The sequence below is a fragment of the Streptococcus entericus DSM 14446 genome, assembly GCF_000380025.1.
In the GTDB taxonomy this organism is placed as follows: Bacteria; Bacillota; Bacilli; order Lactobacillales; family Streptococcaceae; genus Streptococcus; species Streptococcus entericus.
Genome location: NZ_KB904186.1, coordinates 59,447 through 81,509, shown reverse-complemented (window position 1 = coordinate 81,509; position 22,063 = coordinate 59,447). Strand labels below are relative to the sequence as shown.

Genomic DNA, 22,063 nt, shown 5'->3' with positions numbered 1-22,063 from the left:
AACTGCACGCATGATACTACCTCTTTGTCTTGAATGATTCCTTGTTTTAGAGATGTCATTTTCAATACTCGACGTCTAGCGTCCCACATACTTTGATAACATTCTTTCTAAAACAGGTGTCTTGCCAGTTTTTGTTGCGACGTCTAGCGTCAAAAAGCCCCACGACTTAACAAGACACCTCTACTTTATCATCTTGAGAATGAAAAAAGTAGTGAGTACTCTCTCCCGTCGGAGATTTCCTCACTACTAATCTTAGTATGTTTTTGTTGACACAACAATACCCCCGACTAGACAATGAACGGCACTCCCAAATTAGATTTTTTCTGTCTAATGTTTGAGGTGCCGTTCAGCAAGCGGGGGTATTGTATTTTATAAAGTCATTGACAAGGTTGCTAGGAAGTGTTTTTACTTGATAGTAATCCTAGTTTTGACGACGTTTATAAATAAGAGTAAACAAGCTTGTCAGGCTAAGCGTAAAGCCAAGTAAATGCAGCGATGAATCAGTTTCACCAGTAGCTGGTAGGGTATTCTTGCCAGTCATAGGAGAAGCAGCTGTTGCTGCCAGAGGCGTTACAGCTGAATTGCTTGGCGGCTCAGTAGGAGTAGGTTCCTCTTTCTGGCTTGTTACTGGTTGAACAGTTGGTGCAAGAGCTGTTGTGGCTTTATAGATGATGCCGTACTCGCTGAAATGCGGTGCGATAAAGATTGCAACTTGTCTCATTTGTTCAGAAGCGTCAGACCTATTTTCTATACGGAATGGCAGTGTAGTCACCTTACCGTTATATAGGTAAATGACATGCTCGACGCTCTTACCGCTATCAACAGGTAACGTCACTTCAGCAGGGTAGTTGGATTTAATGACACGACCGGCTTTGTCGATGAGTTCAATATCAAATAGATCGTAGTCAGTCTCTTTTAGAACAAGAGGTGTTGTAGCATCCAGTGTTTCTTTGTGAACAATTCGCAACCGAACAATATTGCTATCTTCATTGGCTGCCAGTTTAACACGAACGCCTGTTTTTGGATCAACAAGCTCTCGAGGAGTGTTGGTCTGATTGTCAAGTGTTTCAGGCTGCTGTGTTTGTGGTTTAGGATCTGGTTGTGTCGGAACTGGCTGTGGTTGAGGCACAGGTAGTGGTGCTGGAGCTGGAACAGTTGGGGTAGGGAAACTGTTCTTATCCAATGGATTAGTGTTAGCATCCAGTTCTTGGCGGTTTGTGAAGCCATCCCCATCATAGTCAGCTTCTAAATCAAAGACTGGTTTATCGTCGTTAAGATTTGGATAACCGTTGTTGGCATTGTCACCAGTTGAGGTTTGTGGGTAAGTACCTGCGTGGAACGGATCGGTGCCTGCTGCCATTTCCTCAGCAGTAGTAAAGCCATCACCGTCATGGTCAGCATTGAGGTCAAAGGCTGGTAAGTCGTCAGCAGTTTCTGCTGCTCCTCCATTTTCTTGGTCACCTTTGGCTGTTTGAGGATAAGATGTAGCATCGGCAGGATCTGTTCCCAGAGTCAGTTCCTCTTGGTTAGAGAAACCATCATTATCTAGGTCAGCATTGAGGTCAAAGGCAGGCAAGTCGTCAGCAGTTTCTGCTGCTCCGCCATTTTCCAAATTACCTTTAGCTTGGAGTGATAAGTTTTTAACGGTTAGCTTATTACCTGCGATAGTGTAGGTGAGGTTCTCAATAACGATAGGCTCACCACTTGAGAGGTCGACAGCTTGGTAGCCTGCTGGTAACTCGATGCTAATGGTGTAGTCGCCAGAGACGATTTTCTTCTCAAAAATGTCCTTGGTGTAACGGCCTTGAGGGAGCTCGGTGCGTTTGCCCTTGCTGTCAACGAGGTAAACTTTAGTCCCTACTGGTGGAATGGTGTCAAAGTCCACTGCGAAACTTGTGCGAGACAGTGGTGTTGCTTTGAAGTAGACACCAACCAATGAATGTTCTTCATCAACGGTGAAGGATTTGATGCGCTCATCAATCAAGTAGGCTTCATCTTCATCGTGAAGAATCAATTCAACAGTGTAGTCTCCAAATGGGAGGCTGTGGAAAGGTTCGGCAGGGTTGACAGAGGTTGTTTCAGCAGTAACATCGTTGCCTTCTGAATCACGGATAATGTAGCGGAAATCTGCTTCAATCAATTGCTGTGTTTCTGGATTTGAGATACCCAGACGGACTAATCCGCTTTCTGTTCCACCTTGGACAATCTCTGGTAGGACAGCCGCCCAAGAGTTTCCTGCGCGGTTTTCGATACGGTACCAGAAATCAGTGATACGGAGTTCTTTTCCGTTGATGTCGTGTGTCGGTAGGGTGTAAATGCCGTTTTCATCTGGCTTGATGTAGATACGGACGGTGTTTGACCGCGTTACTTCACGACCATTTTCGAGGACTTCCTTGTAATCCTCGGCATTGACATTATAGTAGAGGGTTTCACGATAAATCTCGGTTGCTCCCCATGCAATACCTGGACGTGGTTTGAAAGTACGCGCGTCTTCATCGTAGATTGAAGCAGTGGTAATGGCAGGGCGTGAGGTATCAATCAAGATGTTAAAGCTCATTTCCTGAGATTTTGCTCCAGGAACGGTTGGACGATAAGTTACGACGTAGACATATTTACCATCTGGAAGTACCTTGCCGTTATTGTCTTTACCAGCCCAAAGCGTGTTATCAAGAATAGTTGATTTGGAGTTGGCAGGTTTGCCACCGTAGTAGTTTTTAGTTCCTGCCAGGCTATTCTCGCTGACCCAAACAGGATTAGTACGGTCGATGTCTTCGTCGCGATAAACAGCTGCAGTAACATCTGTAAAGTTCCGTAGCATGACAGCACGTAGCATGACAGCATCACGGTTATTATCACCGTTTGGTGAAATAATGTAGTAGGGTTTACCTGTTTCATCACGGTAGAGGATATACTTGCCGTCATTATCTAGGTAAGTTCCAGCAATAATCGGGGTTTCTGGCGTGTAGACACCCTTATTGTGGTCCCATTCAGATTCTGATGTCAAGAGTGTGGTGTACTCTTCGCTTTCAGTGAAATTCAGCTCGTCTATTTTTGAGCCTTCTTTGCGTTCAGGGTAGTAGAACGGCAGGTCACCGTTGTTAAAGTCAAATTCACCGATTGGTTTTTCGATAACAGCTAGGTTTTCAAATGCTCCCTTGAAACCAACAAAAGGAATGCTAACCTCATCCCCACCGTCAACAGGGTTGACAAAGCGCACAAAGCCCTCAAGGAAATAACCATTGACCATGAGTTTGCTGAGCTCTTCTGTAAAGTCTGAGCTGTCCACAGTAATCGGAATCAAGACACTGCTGTTGGCAGCTACTGTGACCGTCCCAGTTGTTTGGTTCAGTTCACGTGGTTTGAGGGTGACGCGACCGTCAACAATCTGATCAGTATTCAGGTGAGTGATGTAGTTGAGGGTCTTATCGCTGTTTGAGGTGTTATAGAGACGCACGTTAAAGGTAAAGCTCTCATCAACATTCCCCAGAACGATGCTGGTCAGGTCATCCTCGCCTGTCAAGTAAAGGTCAGAGTGAATCGCCTTGTGGGTATCTGCGATACCAGCGCCTTGTTGACGAGGAGAAGTATAGGCCTGAGTGTCAGTGTTAAAGTGTGGCAGAGCAGTGCTCATCAAAAGCTGTTTGATACGAATTTGCAGCTCTTCAGGGCTTAAATCAGGGTATTTTTCCTGCAGAGCTTGTTTCATGAGGACAACAACACCAGCGATATGTGGCGATGCCATGCTGGTACCGTCCATGCTTGCATACCCATTGTTGTTAATGGCAGAGTAAATCGCTCCACCTGGTGCAGAGACATCAGGTTTTAATTCACCATCAGCAGACAAACCCCAGCTGGTAAAGTCAGACATTTTTCCAGCTTCGGGATTGACCACCGTTTCGTAGGCTTTGTTGAACTGGAACTTGTACTTGCCTGTGCCTGACTCTTTAGCTAACTCTTCACCGAATTGGATAGGGATAAAAATTGATGGGTAAAGCGCTGTTTCAGGTCCAGGGATGTTCATGGTGAAGTCCAGTGTTTGGGTCACGTTGTTGAAGACCACAGCACCGATAGCTCCAGCTTTTTTAGCATTAGCTACCTTGTCAGCAAAGCTGATTTCACCACGTTTGATGAGGGCGATTTTGCCAGCCAAGTCTTGTCCTTCAAAGTCTTCGGTTTTACCTAGTCCAACATAGAGGTAGTCATAGGCTACATTTTCAGCGAACTCTTTTTTACTGTTTGACCCCTTGGTAAAGTTGACCTTACCAAAGTTGAGCTCAGTATTATCTTCCATACCGAGAATGGTGGCAACTTCACGAGTGAGGTGGGTGTTGTTATAAGAAGCGACCGCGATGCCATCGCGGGCTGTGGCTGGTGTTGCAACAACAGCATAGTCAGGGTTATCGGCGTAAGGCAAGGATTTGCCGTCACCAAATACCGTATCGTTACCTGCTGCAATGACAACGGTAACCCCTTTTTTACGAGCATCGTCAATGGCACGCGTGATGTGGTCGCCAACATCAATCAGGGAGCCGTTTGGTGACCCCAGACTGAGGTTGATTGAGTCAGCACCGAGTTTAACGGCATCTTCGATAGCACGAGCGTAGAGAAACGGAGCCGTACCACCACCACGAGTATCAGAAAAGACCCGCATAAACATCAACTGGGCTTCTGGAGCAACCCCAACGATGCGTGTGCCACTGCTGTCCGTTTGAGTCGGATTACCCACTGAGATACCAGAAACGTGCATACCGTGAGAACGCACATCGCTTTCTTTTAGTTCGGTATTGCTGTCAGTATAGTTGTAGCCAAAAACAACCTTGTCGTTATACCATTGACCGTAGTTGATACCAGCTTCAGCTTTCTTGGCCTCCATTTCCTCTTCGCTCTTGAATTTAGCAGTGGAAATATCGCTAAGGGTCAAGGCATCGTGCTCAACGTCAAGCCCTGAGTCGATAACAGCAACGACCATGCCTTGCCCCTTGATGTTTTCTTCCCAGACAGGCTGGATATTGATAATAGCATTGCTCTCAACAGATAGGGTCTCGGCTTCTGTTTTAGCGTAAGGCTCAGCAAGAGCAAAGTTTGGTTGATTGCTCTCTGATGACGTGGTGCTTGCTTGTGGCTCTGGTGAAATCGCAGAGCTGGTAGCCGTTTCAGCTGTAGTGCTGTCAGAAACAGCTGTGATGGCTGGGCTAGTAGAAGCAGTAGTCACATCATCATTAGCAGCTACTGAGTAGCTATTTAGACTAAAGGCTACCAAGGCAGTGAGCAAGGTAGGGCCTAATAGCCTAACTTTTGATGTCATTTGACGACTCATCATCAAACCTCCTAAACATAATTTCCTGAAAAAAATCTAAAAGTCAGGTAAGATGAATTATCGCACAATTTTTTATATTCTGCAAGAGATTATTTAATTTTTTTTCAGAAAATTAGCAAAAACTGAATAATTGAGTGATTTGCAAAAATAATCTCTTTTCATTGTCAAAGAAAAATAGTATAATTAGGCGTATCAGCAAAGACTGCTGGAAATAAAATTATCTAAAAAAGATAACAGATAAAATTTTTACTAACCTGTAGAAAAAAGAGGTAAAGACATGGGCTATACAGTTGCCGTTGTTGGTGCGACAGGCGCCGTTGGGACACAGATGATTAAGATGTTGGAGGAGAGCACGCTTCCGATTGACCAAATTAAGTTGCTGTCGTCAGCTCGTTCTGCTGGTAAGACTTTGACCTATAAGGGACAAGATGTTACCATTGAGTTGACAACCGAGGATAGTTTTGAAGGCGTTGACATTGCCCTCTTTTCAGCTGGTGGGTCGACATCGGCTAAGTTTGCACCTTATGCGGTGAAAGCAGGTGCTGTGGTGGTGGACAACACCTCTTACTTCCGTATGAATCCAGATGTGCCTTTGGTTGTTCCAGAGGTCAATGCCCATGCCATGGATGACCACAAAGGCATTATCGCTTGTCCAAACTGTTCTACCATTCAGATGATGGTGGCACTGGAGCCTGTCCGTCAGCAGTGGGGCTTGGAACGCATCATCGTCTCAACCTACCAAGCTGTCTCTGGGGCAGGTATGGGAGCTATCTTGGAAACACAGGCGCAGTTGCGTGCGGTGTTGAATGACGGCGTGGCACCAACAGAGGTAGAAGCCAACATCCTTCCTTCAGGTGGCGATAAGAAGCACTATCCTATCGGCTTTAATGCACTACCGCAAATCGACCTCTTCACGGACAATGCCTACACCTACGAAGAGATGAAGATGACCAAGGAAACCAAGAAAATCATGGAAGACGACAGCATTGCTGTTTCTGCGACCTGCGTGCGGATTCCAGTTCTCTCTGCCCACTCTGAGTCTGTCTACATCGAAACCAAGGAAGTCGCAGACATTGAAGCGGTGAAAGCAGCGATTGCAAGCTTCCCAGGTGCTGTTTTAGAAGATGACATTGCCAACCAAATCTACCCACAAGCCATCAATGCGGTCGGTAGCCGTGATACCTTTGTTGGTCGTATTCGTAAGGATTTGGACAAGGAAAATGGGATTCACATGTGGGTGGTATCTGACAACCTCCTCAAAGGGGCTGCTTGGAATTCCGTTCAAATCGCTGAGACCCTTCACGAGCGTGGTTTGGTGAGAAAAACGGACGAGCTCGTATTTGAGTTGAAGTAGAGTGATGAGATGGCTGGCAAAATCGTCAGTCATCTTGAATCAGTAGCATCGTTAGAAAGGAATTCTTATGTCCATCGAGCAACTACGACAGGCTAAAATCATCACAGCCTTGGTCACGCCTTTTCATGAAGATGGTACCATCAATTTTGAGGCTTTCCCAGCTCTGATTGAGCACTTGCTGGCGCACCATACAGATGCCATCTTGCTGGCAGGGACGACAGCGGAAAGTCCGACCCTGACCCATGAGGAAGAGCTAGAGATTTTCAAAGTTGTGCAAGCTATTGTTAAGGGCAGAGTGCCCTTGATTGCAGGGATTGGGACCAATGATACGCGGGATTCCATCGAGTTTGCCAAGGAAGTGGCTAAATTTGGTGGTTTTGCGGCGGGTCTTGCCATTGTTCCTTACTATAATAAGCCATCTCAAGAGGGGCTTTACCAGCATTTCAAGGCCATTGCGGACGCGTCTGACCTGCCGATTATTCTGTATAATATCCCAGGACGAGTCGTGGTGGAGTTGACGCCTGAGACCATGCTGCGTTTGGCAGAACACCCCAATATCATCGGGGTCAAGGAGTGTACAACTCTCGCTAATATTGCCTATCTGATTGAGCACCGTCCAGATGATTTTCTCATCTATACAGGTGAGGATGGCGATGCCTTCCACGCCATGAATTTGGGAGCAGATGGGGTGATTTCGGTAGCCTCTCACACTAATGGTGACGAGATGCACGCCATGTTTGAAGCCATTGAGCGGAGCGATATCAAGGCTGCTGCGGCTATTCAGCGCCAGTTTATCCCTAAAGTCAACGCTCTCTTTAGCTATCCGAGCCCTGCCCCTGTTAAGGCAGTGCTAAACTATCTGGGCTTTGATGTCGGGCCACTTCGCTTGCCCCTTGTCGCAGCACCAGAAGCAGAGGCCAAGCGCATTATCAAGGTCGTCGTTGATGGCGATTATGAAGCGACAAAAGCAACCGTGACAGGTGTGATTCGTCCACGGTATTAAAGCATGATAATACCAGAGAGCAGACAATCCTGCTCTTTTTTTGTGGAATATAGTATTTCTATATCGAAATAGTTGACAGTGAACGGATAAACTGTTATAATTTTTATTGTTCGATATAGAAATAAAAAAAGAAAGGAGCTCTGCTATGGACACAACAAAGGGTGGATACCAAGCTACCCACCTTAGTTTAATAAATGGTCGGCTCTTTCATCAGCTGATTTCACAAGAGTCTGCTGCCTTGTATAGCGGCGAGCAGGGGAAGATTTTGCATAGTTTTTGGCAACATGACGGTCGAAGAACGGCGACAGATATTGCCATTCACACAGGGCTTGCTAACAATACCCTGACCTCTATGCTCAAACGCTTGGAGGAGCAGGGCTTGATTGTACAGCAGCCCTGCCCCAATGACAAGCGAAAAAAAATATGGCACCTGACGGATAAGGGCTGGGGACAAGAAGTCATCGGAAAGCGGGTTAGCGAGCGCTTGTCCACCATCTTTTATGAGGGATTTAGTGAGGAAGAAATAGCTGCCTTTGAAGGCTATCAAGAGCGAATTTTGGCTAATTTAAAAGCTAATCTGCAAAGGAGGAAAATTGATGAAGCTGATGAAGGCTGTTAGGGTTGAAAAGCCTGGCGAAGCAGACGTCTTACAAGTCTCACAAGTTCCCCTGCCTAAACTAAAAGATGGCTGGACCTTGGTAAAAGTGCTGGGATTTGGAATCAACCGCTCAGAAATTTTTACCCGTAAGGGCTGGTCACCAAGTGTACAATTTCCACGGATTCTGGGCATCGAATGCGTCGGTCAAGTTGAGCAGACGACTTCTCCTGATTTGGTCGCTGGGCAACTGGTTATTTCCTTTATGGGGGAGATGGGGCGTGCCTTTGATGGCTCTTATGCTGATTATGCCTTGCTACCTAATTCACAGCTTTATCCTGTAGTCAGCGACCTCGATTTGGCGACCTTGGTCGCCTTGCCAGAGACTTATTATACTGCCTTTGGCGCACTCAAAAATTTGAATATCAGTGCTACAGATAAGGTTTTGGTCAGGGGCGCAACAAGCGGTGTCGGTCAGGCTTTTGCGCGACTTCTCAAGGCTCAGCATCCAGACATTTATCTGGTAGGGACTAGCCGAGACAGGGCAAAAGAACCCTTGCTTCTAGCTGAAGGGTACGATGAGGTCTTGCTAGATGAGGACAATCAACTCCAATCATCCCAGTCATTTACTAAGATACTGGAGCTTATTGGCCCAAAAACCGTTAAGGACAGTTTGTGCTATTTGGAGGAAGGGGGCATTCTCTGTTCCTGCGGTCAGTTGGGCGGTCAGTGGTACTTGGACGATTTTGACCCAATTGAGCAACTAGCTAACAATGTCTATCTGACAACCTTCTATTCGGGAAATATGTCCCCACAAAAGGTGCAGGAACTTCTTGACTTTGTAGGCAAACATGAGGTCAAGACAAGCCCCGAACGGATTTTTCATGGCTTAGAAGAAGTGGCAGACGCCCATCGTTACTTAGAGAGCCAGGGGAGTTTTGGTAAGGTTGTCGTACTCTTGTCAGAAGAAGTAAAGGAGGTTGCTCATGTGGACCAGACTGGTTGATTACCTAGCACACAACAGCCACCAGTACCTGACTTACCTTGGGGAGCATATCTGGATTAGTCTTCTGGCTCTGGGAATTGCTCTGATCTTGGGGACCTACTTGGGTTACCTGGCTTACCAGCGCCCAAAACTCCGGCAAGCCATCACAGGCTTGTCTGGTGGTCTGCGGGTTATTCCTTCGCTGGGGGTGCTGTTCTTCCTTATTCCCCTCATTGGTGTCGGGCAAGTGCCAGCCCTTATCGCCCTTGTCCTGCTGGGCTTACCGCCCATTATCCTACAAACCTTGGTCGGCTTGGTACAAGTTCCAGAGAGCTTGAAAGAAGTGGGCAAGGGGCTGGGGATGACAGACAGGCAGGTCTTGCTCAAGGTCGCTTTTCCACTAGCCCTTCCCCATCTCTTAACAGGGCTCAAGTTGGCTCTAGTGGAAATCATCGCCTCCGCTAGCCTAGCGACCTACATCGGAGCAGGAGGGCTGGGCACTCTGATTTTCACAGGGTTGGGGCTCTATCGCTATGATCTCTTACTCTTGGGCGGTGGCTCGGTTGCCCTGCTCTCGCTCATTGCCATGTTGAGCCTCGATGGGCTCATTCATCACATCAAACAAACCCACTAAAAAGGAGTTAAACATGACAAACAAAAAACGCCTCGGAGGTTTATTAGCCCTCCTTGTCCTAGCTGGTTTAGGATTATTTGCCCTCTTTGGGCAAAAGCAGAGCGCACCTGCAGCTGGTGACAAGCCAGTTGTGCGGATTGGTTCAAAAGATTTCACTGAAAATCTCATCGTTGCAGAGCTCTATGCCCTAGCCTTGGAAGATGAAGGCTACACCGTTGAGCGCAAGTTTAACATCGCCAGCTCTTTGGTGCATACGTCCTTAACCAATAAGGAAATCGACCTCTACCCAGAGTACACAGGAACAGGGCTGTTAGCTATTTTGAAGTTGCCATTGGAAACCGACCCTGAGCAGGTCTATCAGACGGTTAAAACCGCCTATGCCAAAGACTTTAAGCTGACGTGGTTAGACTACGCCCAGGCGACAGACAGTCAGGGCTTGGTTATCCGGACAGCCGTGGCGAAGCAGTTGGGCATCAAGACCATCTCTGATCTGCAACAACATGCGAGCGAACTCCGCTTTGCGTCCCAAGGGGAATTTGACCAGCGTGAGGACGGCTTGGCAGGCTTGAAGACGGCTTACGGTGAGTTTAACTGGAAATCTTCCAAGGTCTACGACAACAGCTTGAAATACAGCGTGCTGAAAAACGACGAAGCAGATGTGACGCCAGCCTATACTACAGAAGGTCAGCTCATTCAGACAGATGAGTTTACCCTGCTGGAAGACGACAAGGCCTTCTGGCCACCTTACAACATCGCCCCTGTTGCCCAGAGCGACTTGCTTGAGAAAGAGCCAAATCTTGCGACAGCCTTGAACAAGATTTCCAGCCAATTAACGACTGAAAAAGTCACCGAACTAAACGCTCAAGTCGATGTTGACGGTAAGGATTATACGGCTGTTGCCAAAGACTTCTACAAGAGCATCACTAACTAAGGAGACCAGATGACGCAAGCATTAGTGACTTTTGAGGGGGTGGGAAAGACCTACGGCGATACCCCAGTCTTGTCCGATTTGACCTTTACCCTCTCTAAGGGCGAATTTATTACCATTTTAGGGACATCAGGGTCTGGAAAAACGACGACGCTCAAGCTCATGAACCGCCTCTTAGAGCCAGATACAGGGCGGATTTTGTTAGATGGTCAGCCTTTGTCGGCGGCCGATCCTGTTGCCCTCCGTCGGCAAATCGGCTATGTGGTTCAGCAGATTGGGCTCTTTCCCCACCTGACTGTCCGAGACAATATTGCCACTGTCCCTAAAATCTTGGGCTGGGAAAACGAGCGGATTGACCAACGTGTGGAGGAGTTGCTGACCATGGTACAACTCCCTGCCAGAGACTTTGCTCACCGCTACCCCAAGGAACTCTCTGGTGGACAGCAGCAGCGGGTCGGAGTAGCCAGAGCACTAGCTGCTGATCCGCAGATGGTGTTGTTTGATGAGCCCTTTGGGGCGGTGGACGCCATCACCCGTCATCACCTGCAAGACCAGCTCAAGGCTCTCCACCAGTCCTTGGCTGACAAGACCTTTGTCCTCATCACCCATGATATCCATGAGGCTCTCTATCTGGGCGACCGTGTCATGGTCATGGATCAGGGGCGGCTGGTGCAGTTTGACCGTCCGCAGGAGATTATTGCTTCCCCTCAGACGGACTTTGTCAAATCCCTGCTCGAAACGGTTCAGCGGCAGGACAGACTAGTAGGAGGATTGACCTGATGGCGTATGTACTCAGTCATCGTGAGGAGCTTTTTCGCTTGGTCTTGGAGCACCTCCAATTGACCTTGCTGGCTCTGGGATTTGCCTTGGTTTTTGGAATTGGGTTGACCCTGCTCCTCTGGCGCTTTCCTCGCTTGCAGCAAGTGTCTGTCTATCTCTTGTCTGTCTTGTACGCGGTGCCCTCATTTGCCCTCTTTGCCCTGCTGATTCCCCTGACAGGTCTGGGGCAGACGACCACGGTTATCGTTTTGACCCTCTACGCTCAGTATATCTTGGTGCGGAGTTTCTTATCAGGCTTGACCGAGATTGACCCAGCTCTTTTGGAGGCTGGACGAGGCATGGGCATGACCGAGGGACAGTTGTTAGTGACTGTTCAGCTGCCCTTAGCCGTACCTGCTCTCTTTGCAGGCATTAAGCTAGCAGCGACCTCCATCATCGCTATGGCGACCATTGGGGCGACCATCAATGCAGGGGGACTGGGGACGCTCTTGTTTGATGGCTTGCGCACCGCATCTCTGACCAAGCTCATCTGGGGCATCGGTCTAACAGTCAGCTTGAGTGGGCTCTTTTCTCTCTTGATTGATTTTTTAGAAGACTTGGCGACGCCGAAACAGTCGTCTCTATCAGAAAAGGAGAATTAAGATGGCCATCACCACCCGTTTTGCAACACTAGCTGACGCAGCTACCATTTGTGACATCTGTTCGGTCGCTTGGCGTGTGACCTATAAGGACTTGAATCCTCCAGAGTATATCGAGCAGGTGATCGCTGACTTTTACAACCTCGACCGAGTGACCAAAGAATGCTCAACCAGTGATCAGCACTGGCACGGCTACATGGTCGCTGAGCTAGACGGTCACGTCTTAGGGGCTATCGGTGGCGGTGTCAGTGAGGGTAATTTAGGACATATCTATGTCCTCTATGTCCACCCAGACCACAAGGGTAAGGGATTAGGACGTGCTCTCGTTGACTTTTTGACCGACCACCAGAAGGTGACCTACGGGATTAACCGCCAACAAGTCACCGTTGCTCAGAATAACCAGATGGGCATCCCTTTTTATGAACGGATGGGCTTTGTCTGTCAAGGAGAAATTCCCAGCTGGTATAACCCTGAACGCCCCAATAACCTCACCTATGAGCGAGAGGTGGGGAGTACAGTTGGGGATTAAAAACCAAAACATCGTAAGAGATGTCTAAAAAACTGGCCACCAGGAGACTGGTTGTAGTCTGTTGGTTGAGACAGTATGAGTAGTGACAGCTTTGCGACCTTGCTCGCTGATGATATTTGTTGTACAGTGACCAGAATAAAGCAGCTTTTTAGCTGTTTTTATTTTCCCTTTTTTGCTATAATGGTAGGAGTAATCGCTCCCTGTTACCTAAGGTGTTTAGGACAACAATAGTCCTATGTGATTAAATTCTTCACCATGACTGGGAGTTTTAGATCAGATGAGCCATCAGATAGACTGGTATTAAAAGAGTTAAGTCTAAGTCTGATGTTGAAAACCTAATTGATAATCTCCACAAACTGCCATTTCTTAGAAAGTGACCTGTAATGTTCAAGACGATTTCTTCTATTGAGAGACACATTGATTATGTCCTGCTGTTGCCAGTCTTTTTCCTGCTATTGACAGGTTTTTTTTCAGTTTTTATCGCGACAAGTCATGATTATCCAGACCGTGTGGGGATTGTGATGATTCAGCAACTCGCTTGGACAGCTATCGGTCTACTGATGGCTTTGGTGGTCATGCTCTTTAGCAAATCATTTCTCTGGAAGGTCAGTCCCCTGCTCTATGTGTTAGGGCTAGGGTTGATGGTCTTGCCCCTGATTTACTTTGATGCGGGGCTGGTTTCGTCAACGGGTGCTAAAAACTGGGTAACCCTTGGTGGTGCGACTTTATTTCAGCCATCTGAGTTTATGAAAATCACCTATATTTTAATCTTGGCGGTTGTGACCGTGTGGTATCAAGAGCAGTTTCCTCAGGTATCTATTGCAAGGGACTTGAAATTGCTGGGTCTATACGGGTTATTAACGGTTCCTGTGTTTATCTTGTTAGGTCTTCAGAAGGATTTAGGCACATCTCTTGTCTTTCTGGCAATTTTGTCCGGCATCATTCTCTTATCAGGTGTCAGTTGGCGGCTTATTTTACCTGTTGTCGGAGGATTTGCTGCCGGAATTGCAGGTTTTTTGTGGGTATTTACACAATCGTGGGGTAAGGATTTCTTTTTTAACTTAGGAATGGATACCTATCAGATTAACCGAATTTCGGCTTGGCTAGATCCTTTTGCTTATGCTGAAGGCATTTCGTACCAGCAAACCCAGAGCATGATTGCAATCGGTAGTGGTGGCTTGACTGGGAAAGGATTTAACGTGATTGACCTAAATATTCCTGTTCGAGAGAGTGACATGATTTTTACGGTTATCGCAGAGAATTTTGGCTTTATCGGCTCTAGTCTGCTTTTGATCCTTTACCTGCTATTGATTTATCGCATGTTAAAAATCACGCTGGTTTCTAATAATCGGTTTTATGTCTATATTTCGTCCGGCTTCATTATGATGATTCTCTTTCATATTTTTGAAAATATCGGAGCAGCAATCGGTCTTCTTCCCCTAACAGGTATTCCTTTGCCGTTCATCTCTCAAGGGGGGTCTTCTCTAGTTACAAATTTAATCGGCGTTGGTCTAGTCTTATCCATGTCCTTTCAACAATCACTAGAACAAGAACAGAGATTATCATAAACACAAGGCAAGGAGCTGTTGCCAAGTTCCTTGCTTTTTTTCTGTGTGCCAGAAGTAGCTATGAGAAAGTATTGGTTAGGTCTCTTTAACTGTCAAATGAGCAATAGGCAGAGGTTGTTTATCTGATAGTTAGGAGACACGAAATGAGTCAAACGGTTATCGTTGCCGTTTTGATGTCGTCCTAGTGATTTTTGTTGGATTAGCTTTATGATTTCCTGAAAATGTGGTAAAATAATACTATGGTAAAACGTGATTTTATTGCAGGGATGTTGTTGATTATAACAGTCATTCTTGTTTTTGTCGGGCTTCAGTCTTTTGTCTTTGGGACTTATACGATTCAGGAGAGAGATAGCAATTCTTTCCTTAACACAGGTGATCAGGTCTTGTTTTCACGACGAGAGACACCTGATTATGGCAACCTTGTGATTTATGAAGTCGACAACGAGACTCACATCGGGCGTGTTATAGGGCAGGAAGGTGATCAGCTGATGTCTGTTGAGGATATTTTATACCGTAATCAGGAAGTGGTTGAACAGCCCTATATCGAGGAGATGAAACGGGCTTACCTGTCAAAAACAGGTCATGAAATGCCCTTTACGCCAGATTTCAGCTTGGCAATTTTACTGGATGACCCAGATGCTACAGTGCCTAAGGGGCAGTACTTTGTCTTGAACGACAATCGTCAAGAGATGACCGATAGCAGAGAGTTCGGTCCGATTGCGCGTCAGGACATCAAGGGTGTCCTCATCTTTCGCTTGAAACCGTTCGAGAGTTTTGGCTTCTTACGAACAGAGTAACATCAATTATAAAGGATAACGATGACAGAAAAACATATTCCAGCGGTGATGTCCAATTTGCGACGTGAGATTGTTCAAATTCCCAAAGAGATTGCAACTTGTAGTGGCATTTCTATTTATGGGCGTGTGATTAAATCTGTTTTATTTTCCACAGACGTGGCAGTTATCGCCAATAATAATGCAGATGCCATTTTGGTGGTTTATCCATTTACACCACACCCGGCTATCTTAAAAAGTGTTATGTTAGTTGCCTCTGTTCCTGTTTTTGCAGGTGTTGGCGGTGGTTTAACGACAGGTGACCGCTCGGCGAATATGAGTTTGTTTGCGGAGTCTGAAGGAGCGATGGCTGTGGTGGTTAATGCTCCGACCGATAGTGACACGATTAAAAAGATTAACAATCGTATTGATATCCCGATTATCTACACCTTGGTTTCAGAGCATTCTGATTTGCCATCACGCCTGAAAGCTGGCGTTGATATCGTTAATGTTAGCGGAGGAGCTAAAACCGCAACGATTGTTAGAAAGATTCGTGAGCAATACCCAGACCTTCCGATTATCGCAACGGGCGGTCAGAGCCGAGAGAGTATTCTAGAAACCATTGCCGCAGGCGCCAATGCCATCAGCTTTACCCCGCCGACCAATGGTGAACTTTTCAAAGAGAAGATGGACAAGTACCGTCAGTTGGCAGAGGCAGAGTGCTGATGCGATGATGCTTGCAATTTTTGTCAAATCACGGTACAATAACAAGGCAAGGTTCCCTTAGTTAAATGGATATAACACCTTCCTCCTAAGAAGTAGTTATCGGTTCGATTCCGGTAGGGAATATCATCTAGTGCCCCTTGCCTTCTGGCGAGGGGTTTTGCGTGCAAGAAGGGAGAAAACATGCGTCAACACCTCTCGGGACTAATGGTATCAGGGCTCGCCGGCATCTTTGCTATTTGGTTGAGTTCATTTCTACCTCTGGTAGATAGTAGCATCCTCTCTCTGGCACTGGGGCTCGGTTTGTCAGGTCTACTGAGACAGGAGAAACACTTGAGCTCTGGGCTAGGGTTAGCCAGTAAACTTGGTCTCCAGTACAGTATTATTTTGCTAGGATTCCGGCTGTCCTTTGCAGATATAAAGTCCCTAGGTCTGTGGTCGTTTCAATTAAGTATCCCTCTTCTTTTTCTCGCCTTTGCTGTTGCGCTGGTTTTGGGAAGACAATTAAAGCTTAGTCACAATCTGACCTTGTTGATTGCTTTTGGGACGGCAATCTGCGGAGGCTCAGCTATTGCGTCAGCAGCACCTATCCTTGACGCTGAAGAGGACGACATCGGACTCGCTCTATCGACAGTGTTTTTGTTTAATTTGCTGGGGCTATTGATTTTTCCTGCTCTTGGGCAAGCCCTCGACCTCAGTCAGCAAACCTTTGGCATTTGGGCAGGCACAGCTATCAATGATACTTCCTCTGTTGTTGCCGCAGGTTATAGCTATGGTCAGGTGGCAGGCGATGTGGCAGTGGTGGTCAAATTAGCGCGAACACTATTGATTTTACCAGCCTGTGTCTTTTTTGCTTTTCGACGTTTTGAAAAAGGGCAGAGCGGCAGAACACGCCAACTGAGACAGGTTTTTCCGACCTTTGTTTTCCTGTTTTTACTCGCTTCTTTACTGACAAGCTTGGGGCTGATACCGGATGCCTTGAGAGACCTTAGTCAACCCCTATCGAAATGGTTGATGGCTATGGCCCTCTTTGCTGTCGGCAGTAAGCTGTCCATTGCACAGATTAAACGTGCAGGCCTAAAACCTATGTTATTGGGTGCTATGGTCTGGTTTAGTATCGGCTTAGCAAGTCTGCTATTGCAGCAAGCAATGACGCCATGACAAGCTTGAACAAGGCTACCTTGGCAATAGCGCGAAAAAACTTATCCAAAGCCAGGTTGTGAAAAAATAACTTTCCCACTACCGTATTGAGGGATAATATGGTAAAATGGAAAGGATAAGAAGCAAATAGAAAAGAGGACCTAAAAATGGTGCAACCCAAGTACAATCGTGTCTTGATTAAGCTATCAGGCGAAGCTCTGGCTGGTGAGCGTGGTGTTGGTATTGATTTACCTACCGTTCAGAGCGTAGCGAGAGAAATCCAAGAAGTAGCAGAATCAGGCATTCAGATTGCTTTGGTTATCGGTGGAGGTAACCTCTGGCGGGGTGAGCCAGCGGCAGCAGCCGGTATGGATCGGGTATCAGCAGATTACACTGGCATGCTTGGGACAGTGATGAATGCGCTGGTGATGGCGGACAGCCTCAAGCAGTGCGGTGTGGATACTCGAGTACAGACAGCGATTAACATGCAACAACTGGCTGAACCCTATATTCGAGGGCGTGCCCTTCGTCATTTGGAAAAAGGACGAATTGTTATCTTTGCTGCAGGGACAGGGTCTCCGTACTTTTCAACTGATACGACAGCTGCTCTACGGGCTGCTGAAATTGAAGCGGATGCCATTCTCATGGCGAAAAATGGGGTAGACGGTGTCTACAACGATGACCCTCGTAAAAACGCTGATGCCATCAAGTTTGACGAGCTGACCCACATCGAAGTCCTCAAGCAAGGCTTGAAAATCATGGATTCGACCGCTAGCTCCCTGTCAATGGACAACGACATTGACCTCGTGGTCTTTAACCTCAATGAACCGGGCAACATCAAACGTGTTGTTCTGGGGGAAAATATCGGAACAACTGTTTCCAACCGTTGCTAATCAAAAAAGGAGAATACAATGACAATTATTGCCAAAGCTAAAGAACGTTTTGAACACTCTCACCAGTCCCTCTCTCGTGAGCTTGCTGGTATCCGTGCTGGTCGTGCCAATGCCAGTCTCTTGGACCGCATCTCAGTAGAATATTACGGGGCACCGACACCGCTCAATCAGCTAGCTTCCATCACTGTGCCTGAGGCGCGTGTGCTCTTGATTACTCCCTTTGACAAGTCTGTCTTGAAAGATGTTGAGCGTGCCATCAATGAGTCAGACCTCGGCATCAACCCAGCCAACGATGGTTCAGTGATTCGTTTGGTCATCCCAGCCTTGACAGAGGAAACTCGTCGTGACTTGGCTAAGGAAGTGAAAAAAGTCGGCGAAAATAGCAAGGTTGCTATCCGTAATATCCGTCGTGATGCCATGGACGAGGCTAAAAAACAAGAAAAAGCTAAAGAAATCACTGAAGATGAGCTGAAAAAATTAGAAAAGGATATCCAAGCAGCGACAGACGACGCTGTTAAACACATCGACAAGATGATTGCCGACAAGGAAAAAGAATTGTTGGACATCTAAGCCGTTAGTTAAGAAGAGAGAAAAAGATTTGGCAGGGTGGCAGGTTGGTCGCTCTGCTATTTTTGATAAAGATGACGACAGATTAACGAGTGCTGCGACGACTAGCTGATGTTAGTAGCGCTAGCCCTTGAAGCTCTTGTTGGACCTGCAAAATGATCACAGACAAGGAGATTGAATACGATGAGGTATTATCTGGCTAGAGTATTGACAGAAATGGTTTTTGACCCTCCTCGGTCGGATTATTCGTCTTTTTCGGAGTTGATCATCATCGGTCGTGCTAAAATGAATCTGGATTATTCAAGGATTTTATATGATGACAGACGAGATATTCTTGACCAGCTCTTAGCAGAGTACGACAGGAGCTTGGCTCTCAGTTACCAGACGGCAGACAACCACCGTTTGACCAGATGCTTGCGTGAGATTGTTAAGTTGGAGGATATCTTAGACCATATCAGTCTTGGTCAAGAGCTTATTGAGGTTGATGAGCGCCTCTATACCTTTGACCATGCCTTATCGTTTGAGGCTTTTAAGACTATGTATGCGTTTGGGCAGTTTGGTGGCTAGCTTAGCACTCAGAGCGCTATAACCTTGTCTAAAAGAGGCTGATAGAAATCTCTTGATGACCAAAAGGTGCTTAGCCATAACAAAGGAATGTGACACAAAGAAAGGAACATGATGACGATACAATTAGCAAAAACTATAACAGCCATGGTGACCGATGAGAACAAGGACTATTATTTTGTTCAAAAAGACGGGGTCACCTATGCGCTAGCAAAGGCGGAAGGGTCTCATCAACTCGGTGAGATGATCACTGGCTTTGCTTATCAGGATATGACACAAAAAAATCGCCTGACGACCTTAGAGCAGACAGCAACCCAGACCAGTTATGGCTGGGGACAGGTGACTGATGTTCGTAAGGATTTGGGCGTCTTTGTTGATACAGGCTTACCAGATAAGCAAGTTGTGGTGTCTCTGGATGTCCTACCTGAGCTCAAAGAACTCTGGCCTAAAAAAGGCGACAAGCTCTATGTCACCTTGACCGTTGACAAGAAAGACCGTCTCTGGGCCTTGCCTGCTGAGCCAGAAGTCTTCCAGCGCTTAGCTGGTAAGGCCTACGACAACATGCAGAATCAGCAGTTGCGTGCCATTGTTTACCGCCTAAAGTTGTCAGGCACCTTTGTCTACCTGCCTGATAATAACATGTTGGGCTTTATCCATCCTAGCGAGCGTTTTACAGAACCGCGTCTGGGGGAGGAGTTGTCGGTGCGTGTCATTGGTTTCCGAGAAGTTGACCGCACGCTCAATCTCTCGCTCAAACCGCGCTCGTTTGAGATGTTGGAAAATGATGCTCAGATGATTTTGACTTATTTGCAGGGACAGGGCGGGTTCATGACCCTAAATGATAAATCCAGTCCAGACGAGATCAAGGCTACCTTTGGTATTTCCAAAGGGCAATTCAAAAAGGCTCTCGGTGGTCTGATGAAGGCTGGAAAGATTAAACAGGATGCTTTTGGAACAGAAGTGATCGGTTAAGTCAGAGCACACTCCTTGGTTGCTGTAAAATCCAAGACAGGAACATGATATAGTGCTTCTGCTTTAAAAACAGTTGAAAGCTGAAAATCTTGTTCCTCTATCAAATGATAGTCTGACATTAACGATTAGTCTTTTAAAAGTGGAATGATGATAAAAACCGACCTGAATGGATTTAAGGTGTCCAGTTCAGGTTGGTTTTTTGTCTAGGTCATCTCAAGGTCAATCCATTTGTCTGAGCTATTGAGGCTCTCCTGATGGCTGACGAGGAGAATGGTTTTGTCTTGCTGTTTATCAAGATAGGCGTTGATGGTCTGTCGACTGATTGGGTCAAGGGCTGAGGTGATTTCGTCCAGTAACCAAATCGGTTTGTCCTCTAGGGCACCTCGTAAAAAGCTCAGCCGTTGTGCCTGTCCGCCTGATAGGCTCTCCTGACTAATCTGACTATCCAGACCATCTGGTAGCTGCGCTAGCCATTGCCCCAAACCGATAGCGACTAAGCCATCAAGCAGGGACTCATCGGGGATAGTCCGCCCCAGTGTGAGGTTGTAGCGGAGGGTGTCGGTGAAGATAAAGCTGTCCTGAGGGACATAGGTGGTCAGTTGGGTCAGCGCCCTTGTCCTAGCAGGTAGGCTGTCCATCGTTAGCTGTCCTGTCGTTGGGGTCAAGCGACTAGATAGGAGCATGAGCAGTGTGGACTTGCCAGAACCAGATGGTCCCATTAGGCGGTAGTGCTTGCCCTTGGTCAGCGTGATATTAGGAAAGTCAAGGGTCAGCTGCTCGTTGATCATCAGTTGTACATCATGGGTTGTGAGCGTTGTGCCCATGGTTGTTATCTGGTCTGCTCTAGATTCGGTCGCGTCAGGAATGTTCTGGAACTTCGTAAAAATCGGCGCAATCGATCGCACTTCTGCCCAGTTGGCAAAGAAACCAGTCAAACCAGCAAAGGTGATGGAGGCAAAGTAGGGGCTGCTGGACACGGCACCGATGGGGACTCGTCCGAGGGCAAAGAGAAGACCAGCCTGAACCAAAATGGTTAGCTGACTGAGAAAGCTCAGGCCATTTTGTGTTGCCATCATCTTGCCCAGCGTCTGCTGATAGCTCACTCGACTAGTGGCGTAGGCAGCTTCTGGAGCGCCCACGCGCAGCACCAGTTCACCTAAACGCCCAGCTCCAAAGAGGACCCCATAGCCCTTTAGGGTGTGGTTGATGCTGGCGAGTAGTTGGTCATTTTTTTCGGAAAATAGCAGAGCTTTGTCTGCCAGTTTCTGCTCAAAGCGTTTAGGCAGGAGGCTCATCAAGCCAGTGAGAAGCAGAACTGAGAGGGCAAAACTTGGATGGTAAGAGATTAAGGTTATTGCAGAAAAGATAAGGTTCAGCAACTGCGTCAGCATGAGCTCTAAGGTTTCAAAACCCAGCTCGTTAATCGTCAGAATGTCATTGGTCAACCAAGAGGTGTAGGTATCCGCAGACTCACGCTGGAACTGCTCATAGTTGGTCTGACTCAGTCGTGTGAGAATATCCGTCCGCATCTCGTGGTTCATGGCTTGTAGGGCACGCTCACGAGCAGGGGCAATCTGCTTAATCTGAAGCATCCAGAGTAAGTAGACCAAGAGGTTCAGGCCTGTAGATAGGAGAAAAGCTCGAACATCTTGGTTGACGAGGCTGGTCAGGGCTTGGGCGGACAAGAGCCCGTTAGCCAAGACGCAAAGTGAGTTAAGGACAAGCCAAAAGAGCAGTTTGGCATTCTCCCATTTGCAACGAAGAAGATAAGTTGTGATCGACATGGTTTTCCTTTCACAGGGCTAAGTAGGGAAATCCCTCAGGTAAAGGAAAACAAGCAGAGAGCAGACAAAAAGGCAGGCAAGCGCCAGCCTCCAATCGCTATCGTCCATCGGTTGATGACTTGTTCATCAGATGTTTCATGAAACATCTGATGTTAACAAGGCACTAGACCGTACGTGTTTTCCTGACGACAATGAGTTGGGGTTGGGGTCATCATATTTAGCATAGTCTAGTCCTCGCTTTCGTTTAAGATGGGTTTAGTATAACATAGTTTAGTGAGGTTTTCAAGACAAACGATAAATTTTATGGTAGACTAAT

The 22,063-nt window shown here is 46.9% G+C and carries 19 protein-coding genes and 1 tRNA gene; 18 read left to right on the top strand and 2 right to left on the bottom strand.

Annotation, left to right across the window (positions count from 1 at the left end):
• Positions 1 to 421: 421 nt before the first annotated feature.
• On the bottom strand, positions 422 to 5,320 hold the full coding sequence (locus A3GW_RS11130; RefSeq protein WP_018369196.1) for a S8 family serine peptidase: 4,899 nt from the start codon (positions 5,318 to 5,320) through the stop codon (positions 422 to 424).
• Positions 5,321 to 5,594: 274 nt separating this feature from the next.
• Between A3GW_RS11130 and A3GW_RS0110210 the strand changes: the two genes are divergently transcribed.
• The 18 genes from A3GW_RS0110210 to A3GW_RS0110125 all read left to right on the top strand — a co-directional run bounded on the left by A3GW_RS0110210 (position 5,595) and on the right by A3GW_RS0110125 (position 19,963).
• Positions 5,595 to 6,671, top strand: coding sequence for an aspartate-semialdehyde dehydrogenase (locus tag A3GW_RS0110210; protein WP_018369195.1), 1,077 nt, complete (start codon positions 5,595 to 5,597; stop codon positions 6,669 to 6,671).
• A gap of 67 nt (positions 6,672 to 6,738) precedes the next feature.
• Positions 6,739 to 7,674 carry a 4-hydroxy-tetrahydrodipicolinate synthase gene (gene dapA / locus A3GW_RS0110205; protein WP_018369194.1) on the top strand — a complete coding sequence of 312 codons (936 nt, stop codon included), beginning with the start codon at positions 6,739 to 6,741 and terminating at the stop codon, positions 7,672 to 7,674.
• 145 nt (positions 7,675 to 7,819) lie between these two features.
• On the top strand, positions 7,820 to 8,293 hold the full coding sequence (locus A3GW_RS0110200; RefSeq protein ID WP_018369193.1) for a MarR family winged helix-turn-helix transcriptional regulator: 474 nt from the start codon (positions 7,820 to 7,822) through the stop codon (positions 8,291 to 8,293).
• Positions 8,280 to 9,275, top strand: coding sequence for a zinc-binding dehydrogenase (locus A3GW_RS11125; RefSeq protein ID WP_040798924.1), 996 nt, complete (start codon positions 8,280 to 8,282; stop codon positions 9,273 to 9,275). The genes A3GW_RS0110200 and A3GW_RS11125 overlap by 14 nt, the downstream gene beginning before the upstream one ends.
• Positions 9,256 to 9,888, top strand: coding sequence for an ABC transporter permease (locus tag A3GW_RS0110190; RefSeq protein WP_018369191.1), 633 nt, complete (start codon positions 9,256 to 9,258; stop codon positions 9,886 to 9,888). The genes A3GW_RS11125 and A3GW_RS0110190 overlap by 20 nt, the downstream gene beginning before the upstream one ends.
• 13 nt (positions 9,889 to 9,901) lie before the next feature.
• Positions 9,902 to 10,819 carry a glycine betaine ABC transporter substrate-binding protein gene (locus A3GW_RS0110185; RefSeq protein WP_018369190.1) on the top strand — a complete coding sequence of 306 codons (918 nt, stop codon included), beginning with the start codon at positions 9,902 to 9,904 and terminating at the stop codon, positions 10,817 to 10,819.
• A 9-nt stretch (positions 10,820 to 10,828) separates the two neighbouring features.
• Entirely contained in the window at positions 10,829 to 11,596 is a 768-nt protein-coding gene (locus A3GW_RS0110180; RefSeq protein WP_018369189.1) for an ABC transporter ATP-binding protein, read from the top strand.
• On the top strand, positions 11,596 to 12,237 hold the full coding sequence (locus A3GW_RS0110175; RefSeq protein WP_018369188.1) for an ABC transporter permease: 642 nt from the start codon (positions 11,596 to 11,598) through the stop codon (positions 12,235 to 12,237). The genes A3GW_RS0110180 and A3GW_RS0110175 overlap by 1 nt, the downstream gene beginning before the upstream one ends.
• A gap of 1 nt (position 12,238) precedes the next feature.
• Positions 12,239 to 12,763: a GNAT family N-acetyltransferase gene (locus A3GW_RS0110170; RefSeq protein WP_018369187.1), complete on the top strand. Its 525-nt coding sequence runs from the start codon at positions 12,239 to 12,241 to the stop codon at positions 12,761 to 12,763.
• Between the two features lie 383 nt (positions 12,764 to 13,146).
• Complete coding sequence (locus A3GW_RS0110165) at positions 13,147 to 14,331, top strand: FtsW/RodA/SpoVE family cell cycle protein (RefSeq protein ID WP_018369186.1); 1,185 nt, start codon at positions 13,147 to 13,149, stop codon at positions 14,329 to 14,331.
• Positions 14,332 to 14,570: 239 nt separating this feature from the next.
• Positions 14,571 to 15,128: a signal peptidase I gene (gene lepB / locus A3GW_RS0110160; RefSeq protein WP_018369185.1), complete on the top strand. Its 558-nt coding sequence runs from the start codon at positions 14,571 to 14,573 to the stop codon at positions 15,126 to 15,128.
• 21 nt (positions 15,129 to 15,149) lie between these two features.
• Positions 15,150 to 15,830, top strand: a complete 681-nt coding sequence (locus tag A3GW_RS0110155) for a beta/alpha barrel domain-containing protein (protein WP_018369184.1) — start codon at positions 15,150 to 15,152, stop codon at positions 15,828 to 15,830.
• Between the two features lie 51 nt (positions 15,831 to 15,881).
• Positions 15,882 to 15,953, top strand: a tRNA-Arg gene (locus A3GW_RS0110150).
• A 57-nt stretch (positions 15,954 to 16,010) separates the two neighbouring features.
• Positions 16,011 to 16,988 carry a YeiH family protein gene (locus tag A3GW_RS0110145; RefSeq protein ID WP_018369183.1) on the top strand — a complete coding sequence of 326 codons (978 nt, stop codon included), beginning with the start codon at positions 16,011 to 16,013 and terminating at the stop codon, positions 16,986 to 16,988.
• 146 nt (positions 16,989 to 17,134) lie between these two features.
• On the top strand, positions 17,135 to 17,860 hold the full coding sequence (gene pyrH, locus A3GW_RS0110140) for a UMP kinase (protein WP_018369182.1): 726 nt from the start codon (positions 17,135 to 17,137) through the stop codon (positions 17,858 to 17,860).
• A gap of 18 nt (positions 17,861 to 17,878) precedes the next feature.
• Positions 17,879 to 18,430, top strand: a complete 552-nt coding sequence (gene frr / locus A3GW_RS0110135) for a ribosome recycling factor (RefSeq protein ID WP_018369181.1) — start codon at positions 17,879 to 17,881, stop codon at positions 18,428 to 18,430.
• A 180-nt stretch (positions 18,431 to 18,610) separates the two neighbouring features.
• On the top strand, positions 18,611 to 18,994 hold the full coding sequence (locus A3GW_RS0110130; protein ID WP_018369180.1) for a hypothetical protein: 384 nt from the start codon (positions 18,611 to 18,613) through the stop codon (positions 18,992 to 18,994).
• 111 nt (positions 18,995 to 19,105) lie between these two features.
• A complete protein-coding gene (locus A3GW_RS0110125; RefSeq protein ID WP_018369179.1) occupies positions 19,106 to 19,963 on the top strand; it encodes a CvfB family protein in 858 nt (285 codons plus the stop codon).
• 203 nt (positions 19,964 to 20,166) lie between these two features.
• Here A3GW_RS0110125 and A3GW_RS0110115 read toward each other — a convergent pair whose 3' ends face one another.
• Positions 20,167 to 21,747 (bottom strand): ATP-binding cassette domain-containing protein, encoded by a 1,581-nt coding sequence (locus A3GW_RS0110115; RefSeq protein ID WP_018369177.1) that lies wholly within the window; start codon positions 21,745 to 21,747, stop codon positions 20,167 to 20,169.
• Between the last annotated feature and the right edge of the window lie 316 nt (positions 21,748 to 22,063).